This is a genomic window from Candidatus Eisenbacteria bacterium (assembly GCA_016867715.1).
In the GTDB taxonomy this organism is placed as follows: domain Bacteria; phylum Orphanbacterota; class Orphanbacteria; order Orphanbacterales; family Orphanbacteraceae; genus VGIW01.
In genome coordinates, this window is record VGIW01000018.1 from 1 (window position 1) to 18398 (window position 18398).

General features: G+C 65.6%; 11 protein-coding genes. 7 read left to right on the forward strand and 4 right to left on the reverse strand.

Going from position 1 to position 18398, the window contains the following annotated elements; genetic code table 11:
- Positions 1–562 precede the first annotated feature (562 nt).
- From FJY73_05255 to FJY73_05270, 4 genes are all read left to right on the forward strand, one after another.
- Complete coding sequence (locus FJY73_05255; protein ID MBM3320066.1) at positions 563–937, forward strand: transposase; 375 nt, start codon at positions 563–565, stop codon at positions 935–937.
- Positions 938–1028: 91 nt separating this feature from the next.
- Positions 1029–2459 (forward strand): proline--tRNA ligase, encoded by a 1431-nt coding sequence (locus tag FJY73_05260; protein ID MBM3320067.1) that lies wholly within the window; start codon positions 1029–1031, stop codon positions 2457–2459.
- Positions 2460–2578: 119 nt separating this feature from the next.
- Positions 2579–2788, forward strand: coding sequence for a hypothetical protein (locus FJY73_05265; GenBank protein ID MBM3320068.1), 210 nt, complete (start codon positions 2579–2581; stop codon positions 2786–2788).
- Positions 2789–2880: 92 nt separating this feature from the next.
- Positions 2881–3453 (forward strand): DUF2179 domain-containing protein, encoded by a 573-nt coding sequence (locus FJY73_05270; GenBank protein MBM3320069.1) that lies wholly within the window; start codon positions 2881–2883, stop codon positions 3451–3453.
- A 24-nt stretch (positions 3454–3477) separates the two neighbouring features.
- Here FJY73_05270 and FJY73_05275 read toward each other — a convergent pair whose 3' ends face one another.
- Entirely contained in the window at positions 3478–4137 is a 660-nt protein-coding gene (locus FJY73_05275; protein ID MBM3320070.1) for an HAD family hydrolase, read from the reverse strand.
- Positions 4138–4185: 48 nt separating this feature from the next.
- The gene (locus FJY73_05280) at positions 4186–6591 is read right to left on the reverse strand and encodes a hypothetical protein (GenBank protein ID MBM3320071.1); all 2406 of its coding nucleotides are present in this window, start codon (positions 6589–6591) and stop codon (positions 4186–4188) included.
- Positions 6592–6948: 357 nt separating this feature from the next.
- Between FJY73_05280 and FJY73_05285 the strand changes: the two genes are divergently transcribed.
- On the forward strand, positions 6949–8202 hold the full coding sequence (locus tag FJY73_05285; protein ID MBM3320072.1) for a hypothetical protein: 1254 nt from the start codon (positions 6949–6951) through the stop codon (positions 8200–8202).
- A 46-nt stretch (positions 8203–8248) separates the two neighbouring features.
- Here FJY73_05285 and FJY73_05290 read toward each other — a convergent pair whose 3' ends face one another.
- Entirely contained in the window at positions 8249–8896 is a 648-nt protein-coding gene (locus tag FJY73_05290) for a hypothetical protein (protein ID MBM3320073.1), read from the reverse strand.
- 176 nt (positions 8897–9072) lie between these two features.
- On the opposite strand from FJY73_05290, the gene FJY73_05295 reads away from it, so the two are divergent.
- Together FJY73_05295 and FJY73_05300 are read left to right on the forward strand one after the other, a co-directional pair.
- The gene (locus FJY73_05295; GenBank protein MBM3320074.1) at positions 9073–9876 is read left to right on the forward strand and encodes a hypothetical protein; all 804 of its coding nucleotides are present in this window, start codon (positions 9073–9075) and stop codon (positions 9874–9876) included.
- Between the two features lie 3 nt (positions 9877–9879).
- The gene (locus FJY73_05300; GenBank protein ID MBM3320075.1) at positions 9880–11601 is read left to right on the forward strand and encodes a VCBS repeat-containing protein; all 1722 of its coding nucleotides are present in this window, start codon (positions 9880–9882) and stop codon (positions 11599–11601) included.
- A 158-nt stretch (positions 11602–11759) separates the two neighbouring features.
- Here the strand turns inward: FJY73_05300 and FJY73_05305 are convergent, their stop codons facing one another.
- A complete protein-coding gene (locus FJY73_05305) occupies positions 11760–18134 on the reverse strand; it encodes a VCBS repeat-containing protein (GenBank protein MBM3320076.1) in 6375 nt (2124 codons plus the stop codon).
- Between the last annotated feature and the right edge of the window lie 264 nt (positions 18135–18398).

Sequence of the window (18398 nt, forward strand, 5' to 3'; positions counted from 1 at the left end):
GGGTCGCTCTCGGCAAGAGGTTCGTCTCGCGCATGGTGCGCATAGAGGATGGGGTGTTCGACGAGGGAGTCGGCACGGATAGAAGCTGGTCGATGGAGAAACCGTCGACTCAAGAACGAACCAGCCAACGGAAAGACGCTCACAAGGCTCGAGAAAGAAGAGACGCGATACCGCATGCCCGGTGAAGGAGATCGGGAAGGAGAGAAACTCAGGTCGAGAGACACGTCTCTGTCAGAAGAGGTTGACGGGGGCCCGGCTCATAGAAGCCTTGATCCGACAGAAACTCGACCGGTGTTTTCTCGGCCGGGGCGCGGGGCAAGGGGGTGCCGGCTCAAACAGTCCTCGCGCACCGGGCCCACGACACGGTGCCGGATCGGCAAGGCCCGGCTCGCTCGCGAACTCGCCGGTTCACCCCCTCGCCCCGCGCCCCGGCGGCCCTGCAAGGAGCACACTTCTGACGGATTGACGTTAGCGGAGTTGTGCGGAATTGCGAGAGCAGATTCACGATTCTTCGGGGAGACTCTCTCCCCGGTCTTCTCTTCCGATGCGGCGGAATCGGGAGATGCTCTGGGCGGTCGTGGAGAGCTACCTGACACGCTGGAAGGTGGAGGAGATGATCCGATTCCTGAAGCAGAGCTACCACTTGGAAGACATCCGGGTGCTGACCTATCGACGCTTGCGGAATCTGGTGGCTCTGGTGCTCGCGGCGAGCTTCTTCGCGGTGGTGCATCTGGGGGAGCGCTTACAGGTGGCCGTGCTGGCGCGGCGCGTGCTGAAAGCCGCCAAGCGGATCTACGGCGTCCCGGCGTTCCACTGCTATGCGCTGGCCGATGGGATCGCGGCGATCCTGCGACGAACGGGGCAGGGACCGCTCTGCCAGTTCCTGCGAAGAAAGCCACCGCCGGTTACTCTCCAGACCGCCCTCGAAGGTCTCTGAAAAATGGGGAAAGTCCACACCTTCTCCTCCCCTTGCCCCCTCCCGCGGACCGCGATAGAATCGGGTGTTCGAACACACGGAGGACTTTCGAGTGGCTCAGAAGGTGACCCCGATGAGCGAGGATTATTCGCGCTGGTACACGGACGTCGTCCAGATGGCGGAGCTTGCGGATTACGCGCCCGTCAAGGGGTGCATGGTGATCCGCCCGTATGGGTTCGCCCTCTGGGAGAACATGCGCGACCACCTCGACCGGATGATCAAGGAGACGGGGCATGTCAACGCCTACTTCCCCACGCTCATCCCCGAAAGCTTCATGAAGAAAGAAGCGGAACACGTGGAGGGGTTCGCGCCGGAGTGCGCGGTCGTGACGCACGGCGGCGGCAAGAAGCTCGAGGAGCCGCTCGTTCTCCGGCCCACATCCGAGACCGTGATCTACCACATGTACGCGAAGTGGGTGATGTCGTACCGCGATCTCCCCATCCTCATCAACCAATGGGCGAACGTCTTCCGGTGGGAGCTGCGGCCGCGCCTCTTTCTTCGCACGCTCGAGTTCCTCTGGCAGGAAGGGCACACCGCCCACGCCACCTACGAGGAAGCCGAAGAAGAGACGCTCAAGATGCTCGAGGTCTACCGCGTCTTCGCCGAGGACGTGCTCGCGATCCCGGTCTACCCCGGCGCGAAGAGCGACTCCGAACGCTTCGCGGGCGCGCTCCGAACGTACTGCATCGAGGCGATGATGCTGGATGGGAAGGCGCTCCAGGCGGGGACGAGCCACAACCTCGGCCAGAACTTCGCGAAGGCGTTCGATCTCGTCTTCCAGGACAAGGACGGCGAGACGCGTCACGCGTGGAACACGAGCTGGGGAGTCTCGACGCGCATGGTCGGCGCGGTCGTGATGATGCACGGAGACGACAACGGCCTCATTCTGCCGCCGCGGATCGCGCCGATCCAGGCGGTGATCGTTCCGATCTATTCGTCCGACGAGGATCGCGCCGCGGTCTTCCCTGCGGCGGAGACGCTGAAGAAGCGGCTCGCGGAGGCGGGCGTCCGCGCGCACATCGACTCGCGCGAACAGCACAAGCCGGGATGGAAGTTCGCCGAGTGGGAGCAGAGAGGCGTCCCGCTCCGGATCGAGATCGGACCGAAAGACGTAGCGAAGGCGCAGGTGGTTCTCGCGAGGCGCGATACGCGCGAGAAGACGGCCGTTCCGATCGGCGAAGCGGCGGACGGGCTCCCCGCGAAGCTCGAAGAAATCCAGCGCGCCCTCTTCGAGCGAGCGCGGAAGTTCCGCGACGAGCACACGCACGCGGTCGATGATTATGAAGACCTAAAGAAACTCGTCGAAAAGGGCGGCTTCGCCTTCGCCCACTGGGACGGAACGCGCGAAACCGAAGCCGCGATCAAGGAAGAGACGAAAGCGACGATCCGGTGCATCCCGTTCGGGGGGGGCGCGGAAGAGGGGCGCTGCGTTCGGAGCGGCAACCCTTCGAAGCAACGCGTGTACATCGCCCGCGCGTACTAACGGTACCTGATACCCTATTACCCATCGGGGAGCGCTCCAACTAGCCTACTTGTTGCTGGGTAATGGGACAGCAAATAGGGTATCAGGTCCCGAAAAGCGGACAGAAGGAGAAGAACACGATGGGTCTTCCGAAGGACTTCCTCGAAATCCTCGCGTGTCCGGAGACGAAGGCGCCGGTCGTCGAGGACGGAGACTGGCTCGTCTCGACCGATGCGAAAACTCGGCGCCGCTATCCGGTTCGCGACGGCATCCCGATCCTGCTCGTCGAGGAATCCGAGATGATGGGCGAGGAAGCGTGGCGCGAGGTGATGAAGCGCCACGCCTTGTGAAAGAACTGGTGTCAGACACCGATTTCCAGACTATAGGGAAAACTGGTGGTGTCCAATAGGTGTCGGATACCGATTCCGATGATGAGCAACCGATGATCCTCGGAATGGATTGGGGCACTCTCCTTCTCGGCGTGCTCGTCTTCTTCGCCCGCGTGCTCGACGTCTCTGTCGGGACGATGCGGACGATCAGCATCGTGCAGGGGAAGACGCGCACGGCCTTTTTCCTCGGGCTCGTCGAGGTGAGCACGTGGCTCGCGGTCGTCGCCGCGGTCGTTAACCGCGTCATCGACCAGCCGATCCTCGGCGTCTTCTACGCCTTCGGCTTCTCGACCGGCAACGTCGTCGGGATCAAGCTCGAGAGGCGGCTCGCCTTCGGACACACCGTCTTTCGCGTGATCACGCCGGAGAAAGGCGATGAGATGGCGACGTCGGTCCGCGCCGCCGGGTTCCCGGTGACGACGTTCACCGGACAGGGGATGAGCGGGCTGGTGACCGAGCTCTACATCGTCTGCAGAAGAAGAGACCTCAAGCGCCTCGTTCCGATCGTCCTCGGCATCGACCCGACCGCGTTCTATATCACCGAGCAGGCGGGGAGCGTGAGCAAGCTCCGCCGTCCTTTCATGACGCCCCGCACCGACTGGCGCGCGATCTTCAAGAATAAGTAGGCGCCCGCCGCCCCGCCGAATTCGTCAGACGTCCGCTTCCCCAGCGAGAACGCGCTGCACCGCGTCCGGTATCTCCGCCGCGCGCCCCACGATCACTTCGGCGCCCTCGATCTCCTCGCGCGAGCCGAAGCCGTAGGCGCATCCGACCGAACGAGCGCCGTTCGCGCGGGCCGCCTCGACGTCGTCCCGCCGGTCCCCGATCCCGACGACCGGCCGGACCGCCTCGCGCGCGAGAAGATCCCTCATCATGAGCGTCTTGTTCTCGCCTTCGATCTCGCGGTACCGCACGGCGCCGAAGAAACGCGCGATCCCCATGCTCTCGAGAACCGTGCGCACGTAGGGGTTCCGACCGTTCGAGCAGATCGCCATCCGAAAACCTTCGCGCGCGAAGCGATCGAGAACCTCCGGAACGTCCAGAAAGAGCGCTCCTTTCGACGGGACGAGCTCCACCTCGCGGCGTTCGATCTCGACAAGAGCTTCTTCGATGTTCCGTTCGGGCGCGAGCGAGCGGAGCCAGGCGTGAAACTCGTGGATCGGCCTTCCGAAGTAAGAACAGATTTCCCGCGCGCTCGGACGGGCGAGCCCGATCCGGTCGAGCGTCTCCCACACCGCGGCGGCGGTCGCCCCGTCCCCCCGAAAGAGCGTCCCGTCGAGATCGAACACGAGAAGAGCTCGTTTGTTCATATGAATGACCTTCGATTCGGCCGGCCGCGGTTCGCGCGGAGCGCGGCTTCAACGTTTCTGCAACAGAAGACCGATCTCCCGCTCCGCGAGGTCCGCCCGGCGGTCCGCGACCGACCACGCGGTCCACCGCGAGAGACTCTCGATGAAGCCGCCCATCGGATGATCGTCCTTGTACGCGTGTTGCAGCAAGGTTCGAAAACGCGTCGGGTCGAAATCGGGAATCGTCTCCGCGTCGGGACTCGGAACGACGAACGTCGGATCGAGACGCGCGGCCTGGGCGAAGAGGTCCATCGCCCGGCGCGTCTTCTCGCGGTAGGCCGGATAGCTCTCTCCCTCCCGGAAGTCGAGGAGCGCGAGCGCGGCGCGCACCCTTCCGAGAAGATCGAGAAGGATCCCGTCCCCCTGCGCCGGCGGGTCCGGGATCATCCCTGCAACGATCTTCTCCGCTCGCTCGAGCTCCGGACGCCCCTCCGCGTCCGCCGCCCGCCCGCTCTGATAGAGCGCGAACGCCTCGAGAAGGCCTCGCGCGCGCCGCGTCCGCGGGTCCTCCGTCTCGGGAAGGGCGGCCAGCGCGTCGGCGGCCGCGCGATACTCTCCTCGTTCGAACCGAACGAGCGCCATGCGGGCGCGAACGTTCGCTTCCGGAACGGGCGCGAGCCCGCTCGCGAGAACGGCTTCGTACCGCGCCGACGCTCCGGCGAGATCTCCCTGCGCGCGGAGAAGATCTCCCTCGACGAGTGAAAGGTCGATCCGTCCAGGACCGAGGCGGGAGGCGACGCGGAGCGCCTCGAACGCCCGATCGGTCATGCGCGACCGAAGGTAGGCCCATGCCGCCGCGCCGTGTCCGACCGCGCGAAGCGGCTCGACCGCGGCGACCGCCGCGCGGTGCTCCCGGATCAGCCTCTCGTGCTCGCCCGTTCGATCGAGCAGGAGAAGCGTGTTCTCGAGCCCGAAGGGATCGTCCGGCCGGATGGCTCGGAAGCGCGCGAGCTCTCCGTGGGCATCCTCCCAGCGCCGGAGAAGAAGAAGCGCGATGAGACGGAGCTTCTCCTCGTCCGATCCCGGGGTCGCCTTCCCCACGAGAGCGTTCGCCGCGGTGAGCGCGGTCTCTGCGTCCCCCGCGCGCGCGGCGTCCCGAAAGAGGAGATCGAGAACACCCGGAAGAGAGGGGGCGAGAAGAAAGAGATCGCGGAGGCGGTCCGACTTCGTCGCGAGCGCGCGCTGCTCGGCGAGCGATGCGATGTCGCGCCAGATCGCGGCCGCCGTCGCCGTGTCGAAAGGCGCCGGCTCGGCCGCGTCGAAGATCACGATCTCGTCGACGGCGAGCCCGCCCCCGGGCCCGACCGAGATCCCGAAGCGCCCGGGCGGGGAAGGATCGACCGCGCGCTCGAAGAGCGGCTCTCCGTTCAGGTGGACGCGAACCGCTCCTCCTCCCGACCAATAATCGAGAGTGTTCCATCGCCCGAATCGGAAATGCGGATTCTTCGGGCTCGTTTCGAGAAGCCGGTCCGCCGGCGATTCCTTGCGATACAAAGCAAACGACCCGTCCGGATCGAACGCGCACGCGTAGCCGCGCGGAGGCTCTCCCTCCTCCGGCGTGTGGAAGAGGAACGCGGCCGGCCCCGTCCCCTCGACCCGAAAGACAACCCGGACACGGCAAGCATCGGGCAGCGGAAACGTGAGGAAGTCCTCGAGCGTTTCCTCCGCAGACCCGGAGACGGCCAGGGCCCCCTCGCGCGCCGGAAAGAGACTCCTCGTCCACTCGTCGCGGCCGATCGAGAACGAATCGAAGAAGACCGGACGCTCTCCGGTCGAAGCGGCGCGGGGCGGCATCCCTCTCCGCGACCGATGAAGCGCGACGTGATCGATCTCGAAGACGCCCCCCGGCGAGACGGCGAAGCCGATCGCGCTCCCGCTCGATTCCGGAAGCTCCGCGGTCAGCACCTCCTCGCCGGCGAGGACGACCGAGAGCACCCGGCGCGACACGCGAACCGCATAGCTCCCCCATCCGGACCCGCGCTGGACCGACTGCGAAACGGCGGGCGCGATCGTCTCGAACCACCCGCCCCGCATCCGATCAACCGAGACCCGCCCGTCCGGCGAGAAGCGAACCCGAACCTCGCTCGCTCCCGGCTCGCAGGCGACGAGAAGCGCGAGCTCGGCATCGAGAGGCCCCCCGGCCGGCCGCGCTTCCCACTCGATCGCGAAGGGATCCGCGCCTTCCCAGTGAAAGAACGCGCGCCCCCAGTCGCCGACGAAGGGGGCCTCGAGGTGAAGGACGCCCCCCTCAAACCGACCGACCCCGCGCCACCCCTGACCGTTCCCCCCGAAGTCGAAGAAGCGGTCGAGCGCCGTACCCTGGAGGAGATCCGCTCGCGAGTGAACGACACGTTCCAGGGGGAAAGCATCCGCGGCGGCAAAAATAAGGACGATTGCGGCAAGAACGCGGCCCATCGTTGGTCCCTCAGCCGGTCATTCTACCTCTTCGAGGCCCTTTTCGGTGCAAGAACGCGCCGTCCGCCTAACTGGTCGAAAGGAGCCTCCTTGTGGATAACGCGTAAGACGGTTTCGCGCGCGGAGCTCGTAACTACTTATCTTTATTCGCGTTGCGCGTTCCGCCCTCGCCCGCCTTCCGGCGGGACCCTTTTCCACTTTTCCACACTATCCAGAACCCCGGAGCGGCCCCGTCCACCCCGACCCATCCTTCCCGATCGACAGAAGAGGGCCTCCCCCCGTATCCTTCTTGAAACCGTTCCGCGTATTGACCGACCCCAACCCCTTCGAAGGGAGGCGCGTTTCGTGACCGGCAAGCTGCGCAAGAAGCTCAACATTCCGGCCGATCGCCTCAAGGCGATCAACCAGTATCTCACGAGTCCCGACAACACGCTCATCGACCGCTTCCTCGCCGTGGTCGAGAAGCACGGCGGCGTCGAGGCGATCAACGAGAAGGCGGCCGAGTCGGGCAAGCTGAAGAACCTCCTTCGGCGTCTCGCGGAGGCCAATTCTCCCTACCTCAAGGATCTCGAGTGGCTCGCCGAGCAAAGGGAGAAGGGCGCCTTCGTATCGATGCAGGAGTTCCGCGAAGCAGCCCTCGCGGGGGCCAAGCCGAAGAACGCGAGCCGATCGTTCGCGGTCACGCTCGAGATCAGCGCGCTCAACTTCTTTCCGTGGCTGATCGCCGAGGCGAAGCGGGCGATCGAGAAACGCGAGCTGATGCCGGGGCGCTATATCCGCGTCCGCTCGATGAAGGAGTCGTCCGAGGATCAAGGGGATCTTCTCGCGGTCGCAGCGGCGATGCGGATCGTCGGCGCGAGCTACGTCGAGACGCTCGACACGAAGGGGACCGACGGATCGAACGTCCACCTCGGCGGCCCCGAGACGATCACCGGCTACTTCGGCGGGGTCGGCCAGCCGAACGAGTACGCGCTCAAGTGGGTCGACGAGTTTCTTTACTACTATACGAACTACGGCACGCACCAGGTCCTGAACATCAATCCGGGAACCGTCTTCCTCGGGTACATGCTGCACAAGATCGGGATCGACAACGAGTTCAAGATCTCGGTCTTCATGGGGAACGATAATCCGTACGCCGTGATGTGGACGCTTCTCGCGGCCAAGCTCTTCTCCCGCGAGGACGGCACGACCCCGCTCATCGGTTTCAACTTCTCGAACTCGGTGAACAACGAGACGATCGAGCTTTGCGCCGAGGTGCGGGGCGCGCTCGACTTCGATTCGGTGGTCCGCTTCGAGCATCACATCACCGAGACCTGGAAGGGGATCGTGCGGCAGCCGTACGACCGGAGGGACGAGCTCGTCGAGGTCGCGCGCAAGGTGAAGAACATCAGCGCGAAGCACGAGGGGGGCGACACGGAGGTCGAGGAGAAGCTCGAGCACCCCTCGAACATCCTCGAGTACTTCCTCCCGAAGAAGGAGATCGAGGCGCAGGGGCTCATGCCCTTCCTCGAAAGAAACTACATCGAGAAGCACGCGGCGTTGAACCGGACCGCGCGGGCTCTCTTGAAAAACGGGATCCCGGTCGTCGCGGCGAAGCACTTTCACAAGTAGCGCGAGGAGCGCGCCGGAGGAGGCGGTCTCTTCTTTCGAGCCGACCCTACGACCGGAAGAGGCTCTTGACCGCTCCCCAGGTCATACCCTCCACCCTCTCGGCGGCCGAGGCGCGCGTCTTGTTGATCGGCCGCTGATCGATCTGCTTGTACATGATGTAGCGCTCGGCCCCCGAAGGATCCGGCCGCTGGATGAAGACCTGGTTGCTGAGAACGACGTAGTTTATGATCCCTTCCGGGTCGTTCGGATCGTCCGCGGTGACGACAAGATCGACGAAGCAAGTCGTCCAATACCAAGTCTCTCCCGCCGGCTTCCCCGGGTAGGTGTTGTTGTCCACGACCGATTGCTTCACGTCGAGTGCGAGAACGATCCGAACGACCTGCTGTCCCCTGCTGTTGAACCTTCCGTGGAACATGTTCCCCGCGATGTCGAGCTCCTCATTTCGGTCCCACCGGCCTTGCGGGTCGTTCGGATCGATTTCCTCCGGGAGAAGCTCGAACGTGTACTCCTCGTCGAGATACGACGCGTAGGCGGTGCTGTCCATCAACGCGTACGCGCGCGCGAAGCTCTCGATCGACATCTCCGGGGTCTCCGGGTCGGGCGTGTTGTCGCCCGGATCGACAGCGTCATCCCCGCCGCAACCGATCACGATCGAGAGAAAGAAGACGAGCAAGAATCCAATGGCGATACGCATGGCCGGCACCTCATGGAAAAAGGGCGTGAGTCTCTTGAAACGAGATCAGCCTACCACCGAAGGCGATTCTCGTCCATCGCAAACTTGGGGACTTCCGCACCAAGGTTTTCAAGTGGTATAATGATGCCTACCAAACGGTCTCCGCCGTCTCCACCCACCTTGGAAAGGAGGGAGCCATGTCCCTCGCCCCCCGGTTCCGTTTCGCTCTCGTTCTCGACGCCCTCTTCGCGGTCTCGGTGTTCGCTGCCGGCCCTCCCGCCGCGGGGGCGTACCCATGCCGCGCGGACCTCATCGAGGTTCTCTTCGCCGAGGACGCGAGGGTCCGCATCCGAGGCGGGGCGCTCGTCGATCTCTCCGGAAACGCTCTCGATGGGGTATCCGACGCTCTCTCCGACCTCGACGGGCACTCGTGGCGCCGGCTCTCCGACATTCCCGAGGAGGCTTTCGATGCGTGGCAGGCGCGCGGCGAGGAAGCGGCGCGGGAGAATGTTTATAACCTCAACAACATCTATCGCCTTCGTATCCCGCGCGGCGCGGATGTTTGGGAGGTCGCGGCTCGGCTCGAGGCTCTTCCCGGCATTCTCTCCGCTCGGCCGATGCCGCTTCCCGTGCCGCTCCCCACGCCGCCGAACTACAATTCCGGACAGGGCTACCTCCGCCCCGCGAGCACGACGCCGGCCGGGATCGACGCGGACTACGCGTGGACCAAGGCCGGTGGCACCGGCAGCAACGTGCGCGTCTGCGACATCGAGTACAGCTGGAACTACAACCATGCCGAGATCACGAAGGCGGTCGGCTCGCAGATCAACCCGAACACGATCCTCGACCCATTCAACAACGATGACCACGGAACGGCGGTGATCGGCGAGCTCGTCGCGAACAACAACGGCTGGGGAACGACCGGCATCTGCTACGGAGCGACGCTGAGGACGTGCGGTTCGTACTTCATCGTGCCCGGACCGCCGCCCGACACAACGTAGGACGTGCCCGCCGCGATCGCGTACGCGATCGCCGCGCTCTCGGCGGGCGACGTGATTCTCATCGAGCACCAGTTGGACTACCAGAACCCGAACACGCCGACTCCGGACTTCATACCCATCGAGTGGTGGACGAACAACTACCCGAACGCCCAAACGTACAACGGCGTTTACGCGGCGATCGTGAACGCGGTCGCGAACGGGATCCACGTGGTCGAGGCGGGCGGGAACGGAGGAGAGGTCGCGGGGAGCGGCGTGAACACCGACAGCCTCTCTTGGTACGGCAACTCGGGCGCGATCATCGTCGGGGCGGGAGGGGCTTACGCCGGCGGCACATGGAGCGAAGGGAACCTCGAACGACTCTCCTTCTCGAGCTACGGACAACGGTTCGACCTTCAAGGATTGGGAGAGAACGTCGTCACGACCGGCTACGGCACGCTCTATCTCGCCGAGGGGAAGAACTACTACTACGCCTCGGACTTCTCGGGAACCTCGAGCGCCGCGCCGATCGTCGCCGGCGCGGTCGCCTGCTGCGTCGGACGATGGAAAGCCTCCGTCTCCCCGACGCCGCCGCCCCCCTCGTACATTCGAAGCCTTCTCAAGAACACGGGAACGCCGCAGTTTTTCGGCCTCGCGGGGAACATCGGGCCGCGGCCGAACCTTCTGGCTGCCTTCGGGCAGATGGGACTCGCGTGGAGCGACGCGACGAGCGGGCCGCTCGCCGACACGGGGAATGGAACGAGCGTCGCGTGGGGGGATTACGACAACGACGGCGATCTCGACATCTACCACGGCCGTGGGTTCGGCTCCGCGAACAAGCTGTTCCGGAACGACGGGGGCGGGATGTTTGTCGACGCGACCGTTGGGCCGCTCGGGGACGTCGGCAGCCACAATGGGTGCGTCTTCGGCGACTTCGACAACGACGGCGACCTCGACCTCTTCCTCTCCAAGACGAGCGCGGAAGCGGACGTGCTCTTGCGGAACGACGGGGGCGGAGCCTTCACCGACGTCTCGACCCCGCTCTTCAACGATCTCGGAAACGGCGCCTCCGCCGCGTGGGCCGACTACGACAACGACGGCGATCTCGATCTCTATCTCGCAAACTACGGCGAAGCAAACCGGCTCTTCCGGAACGAGAGCGGCTCGGCGAAGCGTTGGATTCACGTGCTCCTCGCGGGCTCCGTCTCGAACCGGAACGGGATCGGCGCGCGGGTGAGGCTCGTCTCGTCGATGGGCGCACAGATCCGAGAGGTCAACGCCGGCTCCGGACACAACTCGCAAGACTCGCCCGCGGCGGAGTTCGGGCTCGGGAGCCTCGTCCTCGCCGACACGATCACCGTCCGCTGGCCGTCGGGAATCGTCTCGGTCCTTACCAACGTCGCCGCGGATCAAGTGATCGTCGTGAACGAGGTGCAGACTTCGGTCTCGGGAGGCGCGCTCTCCGTTCCTTCGGCGTTTCGCATCCACGCGAACGCGCCGAACCCGTTCAACCCCGCGACGGCGATTCGCTTCGAGCTTTCGGAGACGGGCCCAGCGAGGCTCGCCGTGTACGACGTGTCCGGGAGACTGGTGACGACCCTCTTCGCGGAGAGCGGCGGGGCGGGGAGCCACACGGCGATCCGGGACGGGACGACCGATCGCGGGATCGAAGCGGCGCCGGGAGTCTATCTTCTCCGCCTGGAAGCCGCGGATCGGACGGCCGTCCGGAAGATCACGCTCGTCAAGTAGAGGCGAGAAAGGCGGAGCCTCCGACAATTCGAAACGCCGTTCAACCGTGGACGGCCGGAAGCTTCTCCGAAAAGAAGCGGCCGTCCCGAACGGCAAGAGGCCCGGGGCGACAGCCGCCCGCGGGCCTCTTCCTTGCCGGGAGACCGGCAGAACACGCATCAACGAATCATGAGCATCTTGCGGTTCGCAGAGAACCCGGGCGCCTCCATCCGCACAAAGTAGACGCCGGATCCGACCGCGCGACCGGCCTCGTCGATTCCGTCCCAGGTCGCGGAGAACAATCCCGCCTTTTCCTCTTCATCCCGCAAGATCTTCACGAGCCTCCCCGAGAGATCGTACACAGCGAGCCGCACGCGCCCCGGTTTGGGAAGCGCGTATCGAAACGTCGTTGCTGGGTTGAACGGGTTCGGCATGTTCGCGTAGAGCGCATGCCGCTTCGGAAGAGGCGGACCGCCGGCGCCGGAGAGACCCCCCGGTTCCACCAACACGATCGATTGGTTCGCCGCGATGCCCGTCGTGTCGCTCACCGCACCGCTCGGCCAGTAGACCCGGACCGAGTCGATCGTCGCCGCGGAACCGAACCCGAACTCCGCGGCGAGCGAGTTCTGCGAGCCGAAGCCTGAGCCCCCCGAGATCTCCCGGATCTGCGCGACTCCGCCGGCGACCGCGCGCACGCGCGCGCCGATCGCCGCGCGGTTCGAGACGCTCCCGACGAGAGAGACGCGAAGCCACCGGTTTCCGTCGGATGCGTCGTTCCGGAAGAGCGCGTTCGGACCTCCCGCGTTCGCGAGGTAGAGATCGAGATCGCCGTCGTTGTCGTAATCGCCCCACGCGGCCCCCGCGCCCGACTCGGCGTCTCGAAGACCGACTTCCGTTTCGTCGGTGAACGCGCCGCTTCCTTGATTCTTCAACAGAATGTTCGATCCGGACTGCGCGACAAAGAGATCGAGCTTGCCGTCGTTGTCGTAGTCCGCCCACGCGGCGCCGACGCTCGGCCCTTCATCGCCGAGAGGCCCCGCCGTCGCGTCGACGAACACGCCCCCGTCGTTTCGGAGAAGACGGTTCGCGGTCCCGTCGTTCGCGACGTAGAGATCGAGATCGCCGTCGTTGTCGTAATCGCCCCAGTCGACCCCGTACGAGATCCCGTCGTCTCCGAGCGGCCCCGTCGTGACGTCCGTGAAGGCACCGCCCCCATCGTTTCGGAAGAGGCGGTTCGCCCCGAAGCCGTTCCCGAGGTAGAGGTCCGGATCCCCATCGTTGTCGTAGTCCCCCCACGCCGCGGAGAGCCCGAACCCGAACGGGTCCTGCAGAACCGTCGGCGTCGTGTTCGTGAACGAACCGCCCCCGTTGTTCCGCAAGAGCAGGTTCGCCGAGCCCGCGTTCGCGACGAAGAGATCGACGAAGCCGTCCCCGTCGTAGTCCCCCCAGACGCCCGCGAAGGCATAGCCTGCGTCGGCGAGCGGACCCGTCGTAGCGTCCGCGAAGGTCCCGCCGCCGTCGTTTCGGAAGAGCTTGTTCGGACCTCCCTCGTTCACGAGATAGAGATCGAGGTCCCCGTCGTTGTCGTAGTCCGCCCAGGCCGCGCCCCTGCCGTCGGAGAGATCGCCCATCGGCCCCGACGTCGCGTCGGAGAACGAACCGCCGCCATCGTTTTGGATTAGGACATTCGCTCCTCCGAGGTTCGCGACATAAAGATCCTCGTCGCCGTCGCCGTCGAAATCCCCCCACGCGATTCCTTGAGAACTCCCTGCGTCCGCGAGCGGCCCTTCCGCGACGTTCACCCAAAGCGGCTGCGGCTCAACGATCGAGAGCGCTTGATCGGCGGAGACGCCGGCCATGACCTGGATCGTTCCGCTCGGCCAACGAACCTCGATCGTGTCGACCAGCGAGGCCGCGCCAAGACCGAACGCCGCGACGAGAGGGTTCTGGCCGAGGAAGCCGTTCCCGCTTGCGATCTCCCGGATCTGCGCGAGCCCTCCCGCCACGACGCGCACGCGCGCGCCGATCGCCGCGCGGTTCGAGATCCGTCCCTCGAGCGCGACGTGTATCCAGTGCGCTCCGCTCGCGAGATCGTTCCGAAAGAGCCGGTTCGTTCCCAGATTCGTGAGATAGAGATCGAGGTCGCCGTCCGCGTCGATGTCCGCCCACGTGACGCTTTGGCCGTAACCCGGGTCGAGCAGCGCCTCGTTCGCCGCGTCGACGAAGACACCGGATCCTTCGTTCCGAAAGAGCCGGTTGTACCCGTTGTTGGCGAGGTAGAGATCGAGGTCGCCGTCGTTGTCGTAGTCGAGCCAGACCGCCCCGTATCCGATCCCCGGATCGCCGAGAGGACCGCTCGTCGCGTTGGTGAAGACGTTGCCTCCATCGTTCCGGAGAAGCTGGTTCGCCCCGCGGTTCGTGATGTAGAGATCGAGATCGCCGTCGTTGTCGTAGTCGCCCCACGCGGCGCCCGATCCGATGCCCGCATCTCCGAGAGGCCCGGTCGTCCCGTCCGAGAAGGAGCCGTTTCCGTTGTTCACGAAGAGCTTGTTCGCGCCGTTCCGCACGAGGTAGAGATCCGGATCGCCGTCGTTGTCCGCGTCCGCCCACGCCGCTCCCGACTTCCCGCCGGTCGAGGCGAGAAGCGTCGTCGTGGCGTCCGCGAAGGTCCCGTTTCCGTTGTTCCGGAAGAGACGGTTCGAGCCTGTGCTGTTCACGAGATAAAGATCGACGTCGTTGTCTCCGTCGTAATCGGCCCAGGCGGCGGAGCGTCCCGTCCCGTTGTCGTCGATCGGCGCCGCCGCGATGTTCGTGAAGACGCCGCCCCCGTCGTTCCGGAAGAGCCGGTTCGCGGCATCGCCGTTCGCGACGTAGAGGTCGAGGTCTCCGTCGTTGTCGTGGTCCGCCCATGCGACGCCGTAGCTCGATGCGACATCTTGAAGCAGGAAGTTTTCGACCGCGACGAACGAACCGCTCTGGTTCTCGAGAAGCCGGTTCGCATCATCGCTGTTCGCGAGGTAGAGATCGAGATCGCCGTCCCCGTCGAAATCGCCCCATGCGGCGCCGCGCCCCTCGCCCGGATCGCCCAGCGGGAGATCATCGAGCGCCGTGAACGCGGTGGACGGGTCCACGGGCGGCACGATGCCGAAGACGGCGTCGCTCGTGTCGGCGGCGGAGCCTTCCGCGTTGTAGAGAATCACGCGCACGAGCGCTTCGAGCGTGGGCCAGTTCGGGATCGTCCACGGGAGAGATCCCCCCCCGTCGCCGGGAAGCGAATCCGCGAGCGGAACCCACGACGCGCCTCCGCCCGTGTTGTACTCCACCGTGTGCGCGGTCGCCGGATCGCCCGTGTTTGTCCAGACGATGCTCTCCACGCTTCCGATCTCCCACCGCTCGCCGCCGTTCGGCGAGACCACGCGCGGGATCGGAACCGCGAGAATCGAGAAGACCCCGTTGCTCGCGTCGCCGCCGCTTCCGTCCCCGTTCTCCATCGTGACGCGCACGAGCGCCTGATCGGTCGGGGTGCTCGGCACGGTCCATGAGTAGCTCCCGCTCCCCGGGCCCGTCTCGTAGTGGACCGAGTCCCAATCCGTCCCCGCGTTCGTCGAGTACTCGATGAACCAGCTCTCCGCCACGCCGCCGTTGTTCGTCCAGTGGATCGTTCGCACCGAACCCTGACCCCATTTCTCGCCGCCGTTCGGAGAGAGGAGCGCGACGACGGGAGGGGCAAGCTCGCGGATGGCGTACACGGTGTCGACCGCGAGGTTCGTGAAGGTCTTCTCGAGACCGGAAGGCCATGTCACCCGCACCGAGTCGATGATCGACGCGCTCCCGAGACCGAACTCGGCGTCGAGCGAACCGTGCGAAAGATAGCCCGACCCGCCGTCGATCTCGCGGATTTGCGCGGCGCCGCCCGCGACGAGACGAACGCGCGCGCCAATCGAGGACGTGTTCGACACGACGCCGATCACACGCAAGCGGACCCAAGAGGCGGCCGGCGCCGAGAGGTTCTGGAACAAACGGTTCGCTCCGTTCTTGGCGAGATAGATGTCGACAAGACCGTCCCCATCGTAATCGGCCCACGCCATTCCCCGCCCGCTCCCCGAATCGCCGAGCGGATCCGGCGTCGCATCGACGAAGACGCCCCCGTCGTTGCGGAGAAGACGATTCGCGGAACCGTCGTTTACCACATAGAGATCGAGATCGCCGTCGTTGTCCGCGTCGGCCCATCCGGTCCCCGTTCCGTTCCCCGCGTCGCCGAGAGGGCCGCTCGTCGCGTCGACAAAGACGCCGCCCCCGTTGTTCCGAAGAAGAACGTTATCCCCGATGTTCGTCACGTAGAGATCGAGATCGCCGTCGTTGTCGTAGTCGCCCCACGCCGCGCCGCGTCCGTTTCCCGCGTCGCCGAGCGGGCCGCTCGTCGCGTCGACGAAGACGCCGCCCCCGTCGTTCCGAAGAAGAGCGTTACCCCCGTCGTTCACGATGTAGAGATCCGAGTCGCCGTCGTTGTCGTAGTCGGCCCACGCGACTCCGTGCCCGTTCCCGGCGTTGCCGAGGGGGCCGCTCGTCGCGTCGACGAACACGTTCCCGCCGTCGTTCCGCAAGAGGACGTTCGTCCCGTTGTTCGCGATGTAGAGATCGAGGTCCCCGTCGCTGTCGTAGTCGATCCAGGCGCAGCTTCTCCCCTCGCCCGCGTCCCCGAGGGGGCCCGATGTTTCATCCGAGAAGGAACCGCCGCCGTTGTTCCGGAGAAACTTGTTGGCTCCGTTGTTCGCGATGTAGAGATCCAAGTCGCCGTCGCCGTCGGAATCTCCCCACGACGCTCCCGCTCCGGCTCCGGCGTCCCCGAGCGGACCGCTCGTCACATCTTCGAATCCGAGCGCACCGTTGTTTCGGAGGAGGCGGTTCGCCGTTCCGACGTTCACGATGTAAAGATCCGGATCCCCGTCGCCGTCATAGTCTCCCCACGCGACCCCCGCGCCGTCTCCGGCGTCCGCGAGCGGCCCCAGGGTGGCGTCGCGCCAGCCGCTGAAGAGGAGCGCCCGCTCCGCGTTCACGAATCCCCAGCCGAAGATGTTGTCGAAGCCAGGGCTCCCGAGATCCACGCACGTGTAGGCGAGGATTCTCTCCACCGCGTCGGCGGGGAGCGTCGGGTCCTTCGAGAGAAGAAGAGCGGCGACGCCCGCCGAGTAGGGGGAGGCGAAGCTCGTTCCGTCTACGAACACGTAGTCGGCGGACGAGTAGCCGGCGGAGCCGACGCGATCGGTCGTGTAGACGTCCGTTCCCGGTGCGGAGAAGGCGAGCCCCGAGCCGTAGTTGCTGAACGAGGCCTTGGCGCCGCTCGGCGTGAGGGCGGCGATCGACTGCACGGTGGGGAGCGACGACGGATATCCGAGCCCCTCGACGCCGTCGTTCCCCGCGGAGGCGAAGTGGACCATCCCTCCGGCGCGCGTCGAGGCGTACTTGTCGTTCAGCGCGGTGCTCGGCGCGCCGTATGAATTGCTGTTGTTCGTGACGCGCGCTCCCTGATTCTCCGCCCAAGCGAGCGCGTTCACGGTCCAGCTCACCTGTCCCGACCAGGTCCCATCGCAAGGAACGGTGGCGACCCCGATGCGCGCGGAAAGAACCTTGCAGTCGGGAGCGATGCCGACCGTCCCGAGCGCGTTGTTGATGATCGCCGACACGCAGCCCGCCACCGCGGTCCCGTGGTTGTCGCACTCGTTTCCCGGGCCTCCTCCCGTCGGCTGCCCCGTGAAGTCGCGGCCGGGGAGCTGGTTCAAGTCGGGATGATCCTGCTGCACGCCGGTGTCGAGGATGAGGACCTTGATCGACGCGCTTCCGGTCGTCGTGTCCCACGCCGCATCCCCGTCCATGTCCATGTCCGGCACGCCGCCGAACTGCCCCGTGTTGCGGATCCCCCAAAGGTCGCCGAATCCGGGATCGTTCGGGATGAACTCGGACCGACCGGTAATCAAGAGGTCCGGTTCCGCCCAGGAAACGCGCGGATCGCGCGCGATGAGGTTCGCGAGCGCGAGCACGTCGAAACCGTTCTTCGTCGGCGGCCGGAAGCGGAAAGCCCCGTCCATCCCTCCGAACGGCTCGAGAGGAGCCGCGAGGTCCTCTGATAAAGAGCGAACGATCCTCTCCGGATCCGTTCCGCGCTCCGGATCGGCGCGGAAGAGAATGTCCTGCGTCATGGCGACGAGACCGAAGTTCGGTCCCTTGAACACCGGGGAGACGAACTCAACGCCGGGCGCCTGGGCGACGGCATCGATCCGGTTGTTCATATCCGAAGCATTCTTCGCGGGCGAGTCGAACAGGAGGAACCGCCAGCGATCGAGGGGGGCGCGTTTCGTCGTCCCTCCCGCGAAGAAAGCTCCTCCGTCGAACTTCTCGAGCGATCCCTCTTCGAGCAACACGAGAAGGCGCGTCTCGTCCAATTCGAGCGAAAGCTCGCGTCCTTGGTAGACGTAGTGGGTGGGCGGGGCGGCGGCGGCCGCGCCGGAGAGCGCGAAGAGAAGAGCCGCGAGAAGAGCTCGATAGAGGCTCGGCATGTAGGTGCTCCTTCGTATAAGGGCCGCGCGACGGCGACCGGAGTTTCCTCTCGTGGGGAGTCTCGGAAGTCGTTTGCATCCGGCGGTCGGGAGACCGGCACAGGGGCGCCGGGATCAGGGCCGCGCGAGAAAGCGGCGCCCGCGGAACCCCTGTCGATTGCCTAGGATTGTACCTCGTAACACATTGAAAGTCAACAGGGTAAGGGCGGTGCGGCCGCCCCTTCAACTCGTGGAGCGACACGGGGTTCCGAGGCTGCTCCGCCC